Origin of the sequence: Paenibacillus sp. A3 (assembly GCF_001399685.1) — a bacterium.
GTDB lineage: Bacteria > Bacillota > Bacilli > Paenibacillales > NBRC-103111 > Paenibacillus_G.
Genome location: NZ_JTHN01000241.1, coordinates 20,879 through 33,517, shown reverse-complemented (window position 1 = coordinate 33,517; position 12,639 = coordinate 20,879). Strand labels below are relative to the sequence as shown.

Sequence of the window (12,639 nt, the reverse complement as noted above, 5' to 3'; positions counted from 1 at the left end):
GGGCGGGAGCGCGTCTTCCCCCGCCTCGGCGCCACAGCCCTCAGACACCCGCGTCCGCATCCGCCTGACCTGCAGCCACGCGCTCAACCCAAGCAGCGAGGCGCCGAGCAATACGCCCATAAACTCGTTGCCGATTCCGTAGTAGCGCGCGCCGACGATCGGGTCATACCCAAGCACCGAACGCTTCATCGCTTCAGCGCCGGTGCAGGCGTCAAACAAGATCAGCGCCCCGGTTCCCGCGCCGATCCATCCAAGCGTACGCATAAGCTGTGGCATGTCCCGGTAACCCACCGCGGCAAGCGTTCCGAGCGCGAGAGGAGCGGCAAGCGCCAAGCCTGTCAATAGTGGCTTGTCCAAATGCGCTGCCCAGCCCAGCGCCAGAAGGACGCCGGGCGCAAGCAGCACCGAAAACAGCAAGCCGCGCATCCATCTCCGCAAGCGCCCGGTCGGCTTCGCCCACCGCAGCGTGATAAGCCCCAGCAGCATAACGGCCACTTCGTACCCGGCAAGCCCGTATAATAACGTAGGCCGCAGCGCGTAGACGTTAGCCATCTGCCGCATGTCGCTCAGCAGCACAGCAAGCGGAGATTTGCTATCGCGTCCCGATTCGGCGCTCACGATAGGCAAACCGATCATTCCCTCCGGCCGCGCCAGTCCGAATTCGCCGAGCAGCGACGGAGCCACATCGACGGCTGCAACCAGCCCGGGACGCCGCGTCGTAGCCGAAGACATCAGCGTGCCTTCCGTTACAGCCGAAGCCCAGCGGATGACCGGGGTAAGCTGCCACTTTTCTTTCCATGCCTCCGAATGCACCTTCGGGCTGACCAGCCACAGCACATGACGTCTGCCGGACGCTTCCATCTCGCCCGTAAGCTTCGACAACAGCCGGTCCGTCTGCTCAAGCACCGCTCTTTTCCGTTCAGCAAACCGGGCAGGCTCGTACCAAGCCTTCTCTGCGTACAACCGGTACCAATCGCCAAGCTCGATCACCGCGAGCGCTCCGCGATCCATCCCCTTCACAGAGGACGGCTTACGTCCGGTAACAAAAGCGCTCCATTCTTCGACCAGCCGTTCCGTGTCTGTCCTGACAGCCGAAGGCATAGCGGCATCGGCGATGAGAATGCCCCGGCCCACATCCCCTGCCGCTACCATTCCCTGACCGTCCATGATCATAAGCGGAGCAGGACGCTTGAAGCGATCCGTTCCTCCTCCCGGCTCATCGAGATTGCCCCACACGCCCAAGCGGACGCCATGGCGTTTCAATGTTTCTCCGAGCAGGCCCGGCCGGGCCAAGTAATTCCCTTCCGCGTTGTCCCGTTTGAGCGAAGGGTAAGCCGGAACAAGCACCGAGACGCTCGAAGCGGCAGCCTCGCCTCCATCGGCGGCAAACCTCCGTATGAGCGCTAAGCCGGACTGCCCGTCTCGCCGCTCTGCACGGTTCCATCCTTCCCCTCCTTTCCCGTCTGCGGGCGTTCCCGCCCCCCAAGTCGCGTATACCGACTCGAGTCCTTTATAGGGAATGCGAACATTCATTGCGGCCAATCGCCCCGTTGTCGCAAGTTTCTGTAAGGCCGGAAGACGGTCCAGCCCCTCCTGCTGCAGCTCCATGAATGATAACCCCGGTACGGAAATAACCGTAACGATCGGAGAATTTTCAGAATTGGGGATAACTTCCGATTTTTCCTTCTGAATGGGGATAACCTGACGATCAGGAATGGAATTTATCCCCAACACCTGAACCGGGGAGATGCCACAGGACACACTCATCCACAAACACGACACGGCCGCGACACAAACGATCCCTTTGGCATACAGCTTGGAGACTTTTCGACAAATCGTTCCATTGCGCATGATGTTCCGCCTTCCCTTGCCAATCGCTCATCAGAGACTCCGTCGTATGCAGCGTGTCGCACGTGCAATAGCATCGAATTTTCGCATGCTACGCCGAATCCCTCGCAAAAGAGCTCTTTTTCGTACTTTGCCCAATTCGTTCCGCTTTATCCAGCTTATCCCCTATACCGAAGCTATTCACTCTATCCACAACATTATCCCCATAAAAACTTGTCAATTTCTCTAGAAAAATCAGGCCTTTTCAAGGAATCCACAAACTTATTCACATTATCCACATATTCACTGTGAAAAACTTATCCACTCCCCCTTGGGAAAACAGAGCACGCTAAACGTTCTTCTGACGCGGATTTCCCGAATTACCCACATTATGCACAAAGGCTGTGGACAACTATATCCACAGCCTCTACTACATCTATTCGCCGCTCAGCTCCACTCCAAACTGGCGAGGTTCTGTCGCGGGGTCCAAACGGCTCCAGGTGCATACTTCGGATCGCCGTTCTAGTTTTCATCAACTAAAAAAGCCCGCCGTCTCATGTAAGAGACGACAGGCAAATTTACAATCGCAAGCTTATTCTCCGCCGACAAACATATAGCGCGCAATGACGAGCACGGCCAGCAGCCACATCAGCCAATGCACCTTGTACTGGCCCTTGCCGCCCAGTTTGGCGACCGTCGCCAGCAGCACGTAGCTGACGATCCCGAACGAAATCCCGTTCGCAATGTTATACGTGAACGGCATAAGCGCCACGATCAGGAAAGCCGGAATGCCGTAAACCAAATCTTGAAAATCGATCTCCCGCACCGCCTGCATCATCAGCACACCGACGATGATCAAAGCCGCCGCCGTAGCCGGCCCCGGAATGAGCGCCGCAATCGGCGCCAGGAAGAGCGCCAGCAGGAAGCATACGCCCGTTGTAACCGCCGTAAGACCTGTACGACCGCCTTCGGCAACCCCTGCAGAGCTTTCGACAAACGCGGTCACCGTACTCGTTCCGACCAACGCACCGGCGCTGACGCCAACGGCGTCGACCATCATCGCTTTGCCGACTTTTTTGTTGCCTTCTTCTTTGTTCTTCATGAAGCCCGCCCGGTTGGCCGTGCCTACAAGCGTGCCGAACGTGTCGAACATCTCGACAAACGTGAACGTCGCAATGACCGAGATGATTCCCGCGTTCATAATACCGGCGAAATCGAAATGGCCGAACGCCAGCTTGCTCATGTCGGGCACCCAGGTCGTTTTGTCGCTTGTCAGGTTGGCGAAATTCACCATAGGCGAGCCGTCCGGATTGTGCATGAACACGCCGATCAGCGTCGTGAGCAGAATCCCGAACAAAATCGCTCCCCGGACGCGCAGCACCATCAAAATCGAGATGAGCGCCAAGCCGATAATACAGAGCAGCACGCTCGGATCCTTCATGCTGCCGATATGGAATACCGTTTCAAACGAAAGAACGTCCGTGTATTTATGCGCCGGAATGTCTTTGCCCGCTTCCACCGCAACCGTCAGCAGGCCGCTGTTCTTCACTCCGATGATCGCAATGAAGAGTCCGATCCCTACGGTAATCGCGTGCTTAAGGCTGTCCGGCACGGCAACCAGCAGCAGCTGCCGCACTTTGGTTACCGTCAATACGATGAAAATCAAACCCGAAATGAAAACCGCCGTCAATCCCATTTGATACGTGAATTGACCTTGCGATGCTAAAATAACCGTTGCAAAATACGCATTGAGCCCCATCCCCGGCGCAAGCGCAACCGGAAAGTTGACGAACAGGCCCATCGCAATCGTCATTACACCTGCGGCAATGGCCGTGGCCAGAAACACCGCCGTCCAGTCCATGCCTGTCGCCCCGGAGCCGAACGCGCTAAGAATGTTCGGATTCACGGCCAAAATGTAGGCCATCGTCATAAACGTCGTCAGCCCGGCCATGATCTCGGTACGTACGGTGGTACCGTTTTCCTTCAGTTTAAAAAACCGGTCCATTCTAGAAATCCTCCCACATATTTAATCGGAACAACGACGAAAAACCCGGGTAAAGACCCCGGGCTATCAAGCAAAAGAAGGCTCCACGGATATATCCGTGAACCGTCTTATCCTTGTTCGTAGCCAGATCATTTACGGTGATCTCGTAGAAACTTCCAGGCCGATTCCTGGAATTATACGAAACGGTTATTCCTTTGTTGTCAACAATCCTTATTCTAAAATCGGGAGCGGCGATTGTCAATTCTTTTTCCGAACAATCTGCGTAACCGCGATAATTTCGTTCGGAATCGTGACAGAGGTCCGAGTTCGGCGTATGAGCTGAGCATCGAAAAAAAGCCCGTCTTCTTCATTCGAAGAAGACGGGCATGCCGATTATTCCCACTCGATGGTAGCCGGCGGCTTGGAGGTGATATCGTACACGATACGGTTGACGTTATCGACCTCGTTGACGATCCGTACCGAAATTTTCTCCAGCACGTCCCACGGAATACGAGCCCAATCGGCGGTCATGCCGTCGATCGACGTGACGGCGCGGATACCGACGGTGTACGAATACGTACGCTCGTCTCCCATGACGCCGACGCTTTTCATATTCGGGAGCGCGGTGAAATACTGCCAAATTTCGCGGTCAAGACCGGCTTTGGCGATTTCGTCGCGAAGAATCGCGTCGGATTCGCGCACAATGTGCAGCTTCTCCTCCGTGACTTCGCCAAGCACGCGGATAGCAAGTCCCGGACCCGGGAACGGCTGGCGCCATACGATAGCCGCCGGAAGGCCGCATTCCTCGCCGACCTTGCGGACCTCGTCCTTGAACAGTGCTTTGAGCGGCTCTACGAGCTCGAACTTCATGTCTTCCGGCAAGCCGCCTACGTTATGATGCGATTTGATCGTTTGCGCCGTTGCCGTGCCGCTTTCCACAATGTCTGTGTACAGCGTGCCTTGGGCAAGGAACGCGAAATCGCCCAGCTTGGCCGATTCTTCTTCAAAGACGCGGATGAATTCCGTGCCGATGATTTTGCGTTTTTGTTCCGGATCGTCCACGCCGGCCAGCTTGCCGAGGAAACGTTCGCGCGCGTCGATTTTGATGACATGCATATCGAATTTGCCGACAAACGTATCCATGACGCCTTCCGCTTCGCCTTTGCGCAGCAGACCGTGATCGATGAACATGCAAGTCAATTGGTCACCGACTGCTTTATGGATGAGCGCCGCCACGACGGACGAATCGACGCCGCCGCTGAGTGCACAGAGTACTTTTTTATCGCCGACCTGATTGCGGATGTCGCGGATCGTATCCTCAATGAACGTTTCCATGCTCCACGTGCCTTCGCAGCCGCAGATATGATACAGGAAGTTTTTGATGATATCGTTGCCGTAGACGGAGTGACGCACTTCCGGATGGAATTGAACGGCGAACATTTTTTTCTCCGGATGGCTCATCGCCGCTACGGGAGCGTGCTCGGTGCTTGCGTCAATGACGAAGCCTTCCGGCGCTTGGACGACAAGATCGCTGTGGCTCATCCAAACCGTTTGTTTTTTATCGAGGCCATGCACCAAACCGCACGCGTCGGTGAAATCGACCTCGGCTTTGCCGTATTCCCGCTTCGAGGCCCGCTCCACCTTGCCCTGCAATTGATGCGCCATCAGCTGCATGCCGTAGCAAATTCCGAAAATCGGCACGCCAAGCTCGTACACGCCCGGGTCGACCAGCGGCGATGCTTCTCCGTACACGCTGGCAGGGCCTCCCGAGAAAATGATGCCTTTCGGCTGCAGCGCTCTGATTTTTTCAATCGGGGTGTTGTAAGGGAGCAATTCGCTGTAAACGCCCAAGTCGCGGATCCGACGGGCGATGAGCTGGTTGTACTGTCCGCCAAAGTCGAGCACCACAATGATTTCGTTCGGCTTGTCCATGTTAAGTAAGTTCCTCCTGGCTTCTTCGTTCGTTTTCAATGAAACTTATTATAAACTTCTGCCCGGCAAAGGGCAATGCCTGAGCGGAAAGTCGCGCCGCAACGGCGATGTAAGCGTTACAAATATTCCACAAAGCCCCAGAAAAGGGTTTTGGGGAAAGGAGGGTTCGGTTCTGGGCAATTTGGGGTCTATCCCCCAGGATGTGTATAAAGCGATTGGTCGAATGCGATGCCGGGAATATGTGCATAAACGAAATAGGGCCGCATACCGCTGGGGAAATGTGGACGATACGATGCTCCCTCAATTCGGATGTGCACTGTGGGTAAGCTGTGAGCGACCCGGATAGACCAGACTGAAGAAAAAAGCCCGGAACGAAAGGCGGCTCTTCGTGGAAGAGCGCCTACGGTTCCAGGCTCCGGCTTTGACGCAGGCGCCGCCATGCGTCTGTGAGCATACGGCGGGTAACCTGCTCCCGCGGGCCATCCGGATCGGCATACCGTACCGTTTCCAGTAGCTCCGCCAATTGGAGCAGCGTGATGCGCTGCGCCTCACTGCGGCAGCGACGGGAATTCGCGTATTCGCGCAGCGTTTGCTGTGGCGCCGCGCGGCCGTACGAGCGCTGCAGCCGGCGCCACAGCCGGTCGGCGAAGCGATGCAGTGAAGCCCGGCGCAAGCTGTGGCTGGCGGCGGCCTGCGTCGGGCCTTGCTGCCGGACTCGACGCCTGCTGAGGAACGCGAGGAGCAAACCGCCAGCAAGGAGCACCATCGGCCAGAGGAAAAGCGTGCTCTGTAAAAAGGGTGCTGCGGCGCGCTTCCACCCTTCAAGCGCTGCAGCAGCCGCGGATAACGTGGCTTTTACACGATCCAGTGCGGCATTTGCGAAATCTGACAGCGATGCGGTCCATTCGGATACGAGCGACCGTTTTGCCTCTTCGTTATTAGCTGTCAGAGCGGCGGTCGAAGCAGTCGCAGGAGCCGCATCGGTGGAAGCTCCTCCCGTAAGGGTATAACCCGGAGTCGGCTCGAACGGAACCCAACCGACCGACGGAAAATACGCTTCCACCCAAGAATGCGCATGCTTTTGGCGCACTTGGACAACGTAGCGCTCGTCTCCGTCGGCGGCTTGGGAAACTGCCTCACCGGGCGCGAATCCTTTGACCCAGCGGGCCGGCACCCCGGCGGAACGGAGCAGCACGACCATCGCGGTGGAAAAGTGATTGCAATACCCGGTTTTTTGCTCGAACAGGAACCGATCGACGAAGTCCTCGTTCTCCCCCGCGGCTCGCGTTCCTTCCAAGCTGTAGGGATAATGCTCCCTTAAATAGCGCTCGATCGCCTCCGCTTTCGCATAGGGCGTCTGCAAGCCCGCGGTTAGCTGCTCCGCGAGGCGGCGGACCCGATCCGGCAGCGAGGCGGGAAGCTGCAAATACCGGTTCCGTACGTCTTCGGCATAACCGGTCCCCGTATCGGCCGCCGGCACTGTGCGATCGGTCAGCACCAGAGCCTCGATCTCGTAAGAAACGAGCGGGTCCGTTAAGGCCGGGACCGTATACCGGTCTGTCGTGTCCTGCTTCCAGACCCACTCGGTCGGAATCGGCTTCCCTTCGGCCGACTGCATCGACGCCACCCGTTTAAGTTCGCCGCCCGCGAAAAGCTGGCGGTTCAAGCTTGGAGAAGCGATGCGGATTTCCTGCCGGACGAGGGTGTAAGCCGCCGAACGGAGATGGCGTTCCGCCTGGTTGGGAACGAATGCAGCCGGCGGGTCATTCACTGCAGCCCAGCCTTGGCCGGTGTAGAAGCTTTTCGCCTCGCCCCGCCAGTAAGTCAGCCTGGGGGTAACCGCCGTAAAAGCAAGGCTATCGTCCTGCTGCAAAGGCTGCCCGAGCTTGCCGTCGTCCGAGCCATACCCCGTTCGGGCTCTCGTCTCAGACGCCCATCCGTGCCGCTGCAGCCAAGCGCTGCCCAGAAGGCGGTCTTCAAGCGATCGGACATACCCGGACCAGTCCGGGGGCCGCATATCCTGCGGATGCAGCGTCGCTCCGAGCAGACCGGCGCCAAGACAGGCAACGGTCAGCAGCAGCGCGGGAAGGATGCGCATCCGTTCCCCGGAGGCGGGAGCGGCGGAGACCGCTCCTCCCCGCCAGCGGAGCGCCCGTCCCGGCTGAAGCATGGCTTGAAGCAGCAGGCCGAAACCCGTGCAGCGCAGCACGGCGTGAAACATATCCAAGGCCAACACCGTTTGAAAGAACACCAAATAGCCCAGTGTCAATCCAAGAAACCAAACCAGCTGCCGACGCCCCAATACGAACGATTGCACAACGGACACAAAGAATGCCCAACCCGCCATAAAACAAAGCGTCCGTGTCGCAGGCTCCCAATTCGCAATTTCCCCCTGTAAGCCTTCGACGGCATCGGCAGCCAGCTCGCGGCCCCATTGCAGCCACCAGGAGGGGGAAGGCAACGTTTGTCCGTTATGAATCCAAGCCGTTACGGCAACGATCCATAACGCTTTGGCCGACCATGCGGCCGGGCTTGGCAGCCGGAACGTATCCAACAGCAGGAATGCCGCAAAAGTAACGGCGAACGGAGCGATACTGTATATCTCGGTAAGCTCCGACAATCTGCGCAGCGGGTACAGCCACTCGAGCAGCAGCAGAAGCAGCAGCACGCTAAGGGCGGCGTCTCCCGCCCAATTGGCGGGCGGTCGCGTCGCCTCGCGGCTCGCGGCCGCGGCTCGGGAGCTTGCCGGGGCGGCAGCGGTGACGGAAGCTGCCGCTTCGCGGAAGGCGCTGGCGCAGGCCGCGATCGCTGCGCAGGCGCCGGAAGCGTCAGCCGCGGCCTTGACCTTGCCGCAGGCTGCGGTAGAGGCACGATCCTCCGCCGGCTGAGCGGCGCGAGGATCGGTGTCAGGTGCCGATAGCTGCATCGGCGGCACCTCCTCTCGGCGACACGGCGGGCCTATGCGGCGCCAGGATCGTGACCGGGCAGCCGAGCGCTTCGAGCTGCCGCACCCATGCGTGCGCGGGCCCGGGCCATGCCGCCCCGGGCTCGTGCACGTAAACGACACGCGCGCCCCTTGGCAGCCCGCGCAGAGCCGCGGCCAGCTGCGCGTCGGCGCGGGCCGTGACGAGCGTGAGCGCCCCGCCGCCCGCAAGCCGCGCTTCGCGCAGCGCGAGCTCGGCGAACGCGTCGGCGCGCGCCGAGCCGCGCGGCACCGCCGCAAGCAGCCGCAGCAGCTCGCCGTCCCGCCCGCGCCCCTGCGCCTCGGCGGCGCCGGACTGGCCGTCGCTGACGGCCAGTCGCACCCGCGCGCCCTGCTCGAGCGCGCGCCGCGCAAGCCCCGCCGCGGCCTCCACCGCCGCCGCGAGCGCAGGATCCGCCCACAGGGCGGCTCCCGCGCTCACTCCGGCTCCGGCCGCGTCGAGCACGATGAGCTGCCGCCCGGCGGCAGGCAGCTCCGTCTCTTTCGCGCGCAGCTCGCCCGTGCGCGCGCTGCTGCGCCAATGGATCCGGCGAAGCGGATCCCCCGGCGCGTAAGGCCGCGTGCCGCTTACCTGCGGCACGGGGTCCGAACCCGGCGGCCGCCGGGAAGCCGGACGCGTCCCTTCCGGGGCCGCGCCCGGTAGCGGCATCGCCGTACCCAAACCTCCGGGCAGCGCCCACAGCTGCCCGCCGCCTGCGCTTTCGCGCTTCGCCTGCACAAGCCCGAAAGCGTCCACGGCGCTTACGATCAGCGCCTCCTGCCGGTACACGCCGCGGGCAAGCCCCTGCACCGTACAGCGCATGACCGCGGCGCGCCCGAAGCCGGCCTCGGCCGTACCTCGCCGGACGATCCGCTCGCCGGTTCCCTCGTGCACCCAGCGCTCCTCCACCCGCAGCCGCCCGCCGAACAACGGCAGCCAAGCCGCGGAAAGGCGATAGGCCGTCGTAACCGGTTCCCCGCTATAAACGAACCGGTCAACGCTTGGCCCGCACTGGATGTGCTCCGGAGCAGCGGACGACATAGCCTCCATCCCGCCAGACAGCGTTTCTATCCGCAGCCCGCGCCCGGCCATAGCGCGAAACAACCCAAGATAAATAACGAAAAAAGCCCAGACATAAACCAAAAACCAGGCCGTCCGGCCTCCCAAACCAAACGCCCACCATCCAAGGAGTGCCCCGCATCCTCCGATCCATCCGATCGCCAATAAGCTCCGCATGCTTGCCGCCTTTCTTCAACCTGCGGCATGCCGGCGGACCGGCAGCGGCGCGCTGGCGACGATCGAACCGACAAGAGCTTCCGCCTGACGGCCGGACAGCAGCGCAGACGGCGCTAGCGTCAAGCGATGCGCCAGTACGGGGACGGCCAGCTCCTTTACATCGTCCGGGATAACATAACTGCGGCCCTTCAGGAACGCCTGCGCCTGGGAGGCACGCATCAATGCAACCGAGGCCCGCGGACTGGCGCCGAGCGAGACGTCCGGATGCGTGCGTGTTGCCGTCGCCAGTTGGACGATATACTGCTTGATCGTATCGTCGACATGAACGGCGCGGGCTTCTTTTTGAAGGGAAACGAACTCCTCCTGAAGAACGACCGTACGAATTTGAGCGAGCGGAAACGGCTCTTCCATGCGGCCCAGCATCTCCACCTCGCCAAGCTGGTCGGGATAACCGAGACGCAGCTTCACCATAAACCGGTCGAGCTGGGCTTCGGGCAGCGAGAACGTACCCTCGAAGTCGACGGGATTTTGCGTCGCCAGAATAAAAAACGGCTCCGGCAGCGGATAGGTCGTTCCGTCAACCGTCACCCGCTTCTCTTCCATCGCCTCCAGCATGGCGGCTTGCGTCCGCGGCGATGCGCGATTCAGCTCGTCGGCCAATACGATATGGGCAAGTAAAGGCCCGGGACGGAATTCGAATTCGCCGCTGCGCTGGTTGTATACCGAAACCCCGGTCAGATCGGACGGGAGCAAATCCGGGGTGCATTGAATCCGCTTGAAGCTGCTGTCGATCGTTCTCGCCAGCGCTCGCACAAGCATTGTTTTGCCTACGCCGGGGACGTCTTCCAACAGCACGTGTCCGCCGCAAAGCAGCGCCACAAGCAGCCTTTCGATGACCTCCCGTTTGCCTACGATGACCTTCTCCACCTGATACACGATCCGCTCCAGCACCGCTTGCGGCGAATCCGCCAGATTCACAGATTTTGTCACCCTGAAAACCTCCTGCCTGAATCTTGGTATGCAAGTTTTTCCAAATCTTGCATTCTAGCATTCAGTATGTCCGGTTTTCATAGCTTTTAGACTTGAGCGGAAGGCTTTCACGTGTTTATCCAATATGCATCCATCCGGTCCGGTAGCCGCCATAGACTGCCGCCTGCACCTCCGCGGCCCCCCGTTCGTGCGGAACCTCGCTGGATAACATCCGGTCGCCTAGCAGCTCCAGCGTTTGACGGAGCGGCACATACAGCGTCCCGTCCGCAAGCTCCATTTCAGGAAACGGGTGAATACGTGTCTTCGCTTCGGCATTCCATTCGGCTGCAGGACGACGCACCCTCAGCTGCTGCCGGGCCAAATCGTACTCGGCCGTAATCGCACCATAACGGACGACAGCCGTCCGGCGCTCGGCGTTCCACTCTACGGTTCCGCCCATCGCTGCGATCAATGGCCTCAGAGATACCCTATAGCTCCCGTCCCGAATACGGAACTGCTCCTTCGTCAAAGCAAGCGTGCGGTCACCCAAATGCACATTCAAACGATCCGGCCCTCCCTTTTGACCGGCTTCCGTATAAGCGATGACCGCGGGCGAGTCAAGCAGCGCTTTCGGAGCGTTATCCTTGTCCGGAATATCCTCTGCATTCCAAAGCTTCCTATGTTCGTGCGCAGCGGCTAGCAGACTGTCGAACGATTCGCGATTTTCCGTCCTGGACCATTTCGGTTTCCCGCCGGGGAACTGTACCGGCTTCACCTCCGGAGTTAGCGAAGCGAAAGCATAGCCTTTTTCTTTAAATAACCGGATGATCCGGGGAAGCGCTTTTACCGTTTCTTCATGCCCCGAACCGTCATGCATCAGCACAATGACCTCGTTTCCGAACGATCCTTTTTCCACCGTACGGAAAATCTGGTCCGCCGTCATCCCGGGACGCCTCGCATCTTCGCTGTCGATGCTCCAATCGTAAATCTCGTAGCCGGCCTGCCCCAAATAATAGAAATAAAAAGCATCAAAATTGCCGTGCGTCCCGCCCGGAGCACGAATAAAACGCGGCCTGACGCCCGTTGTCTCCAGCAATATAGTTTCCGTCTTCTGAACCTGCTCCCAAAATGCCCGAAAGTCGGAATACAGCTCCCGGTAGACGTGATTATACGTATGATTGCCGAGGGCGTGGCCGTCCTCCACGATAAGCTTCGCGATATTCGGACGCTCCTGCACCTGCTCGCCCAGCACGAAGAAAGTGGCCCGCACGTGCTCCTCCCGCAAAATGTCCAGCACCTTCGGAGTCAGCTTGCTCGGCCCGTCGTCGAAGGTCAGGTACACCGTCGGCTTCTCCGCCGGGGTATAGTTTTTTTCGATTGAAGCACGTTTGCCCGATTTCAGCTGCGCAAATAAAGCTTCCTCTCCTTCATGATCGGGTGCCGCCCCTGCCGTGTTCGTCAAGACCGTAAGCCACAGGATCGTAAGGCCAAGCATGGATGTCCAAACGGTGCTTATCATGCGGAACGAATAAGCTTGCGGTCTGCACTTCATGAGAGATCCCCCCGTATAGTTCTATGAAATGGGTATTGATAGAATATATGGATGGTTTTTCTCTTTTATGACCTCACCAGACGACCTTGAAGAAAGGATTGACAAGGGGAAGGGAACAAGGTAGAATTTTTCACGATAATGATAATCATTTTCATTTAAAGAGAGGGGTATCATCA

At 59.2% G+C, this 12,639-nt stretch carries 6 protein-coding genes, 1 pseudogene and 1 riboswitch; all 7 genes and pseudogenes read right to left on the bottom strand.

Annotated elements, in window-relative coordinates; translation table 11 throughout:
• Positions 1-1,608, bottom strand: a pseudogene (locus tag QJ48_RS30750) (hypothetical protein); the annotation flags it as partial.
• 811 nt (positions 1,609-2,419) lie between these two features.
• On the bottom strand, positions 2,420-3,832 hold the full coding sequence (locus QJ48_RS30745; RefSeq protein ID WP_054977148.1) for an NCS2 family permease: 1,413 nt from the start codon (positions 3,830-3,832) through the stop codon (positions 2,420-2,422).
• 100 nt (positions 3,833-3,932) lie between these two features.
• Positions 3,933-4,033: riboswitch (purine riboswitch) on the bottom strand.
• Between the two features lie 171 nt (positions 4,034-4,204).
• Entirely contained in the window at positions 4,205-5,743 is a 1,539-nt protein-coding gene (gene guaA, locus QJ48_RS30740; RefSeq protein WP_054977147.1) for a glutamine-hydrolyzing GMP synthase, read from the bottom strand.
• A gap of 400 nt (positions 5,744-6,143) precedes the next feature.
• Positions 6,144-8,669, bottom strand: a complete 2,526-nt coding sequence (locus QJ48_RS30735) for a transglutaminase domain-containing protein (RefSeq protein ID WP_054977146.1) — start codon at positions 8,667-8,669, stop codon at positions 6,144-6,146.
• Positions 8,650-9,873 carry a DUF58 domain-containing protein gene (locus QJ48_RS30730; RefSeq protein ID WP_237763119.1) on the bottom strand — a complete coding sequence of 408 codons (1,224 nt, stop codon included), beginning with the start codon at positions 9,871-9,873 and terminating at the stop codon, positions 8,650-8,652. The genes QJ48_RS30735 and QJ48_RS30730 overlap by 20 nt, the downstream gene beginning before the upstream one ends.
• 84 nt (positions 9,874-9,957) lie before the next feature.
• The gene (locus QJ48_RS30725) at positions 9,958-10,932 is read right to left on the bottom strand and encodes a MoxR family ATPase (protein WP_237763118.1); all 975 of its coding nucleotides are present in this window, start codon (positions 10,930-10,932) and stop codon (positions 9,958-9,960) included.
• Positions 10,933-11,047: 115 nt separating this feature from the next.
• Positions 11,048-12,463: a polysaccharide deacetylase gene (locus QJ48_RS30720; protein WP_157261810.1), complete on the bottom strand. Its 1,416-nt coding sequence runs from the start codon at positions 12,461-12,463 to the stop codon at positions 11,048-11,050.
• Between the last annotated feature and the right edge of the window lie 176 nt (positions 12,464-12,639).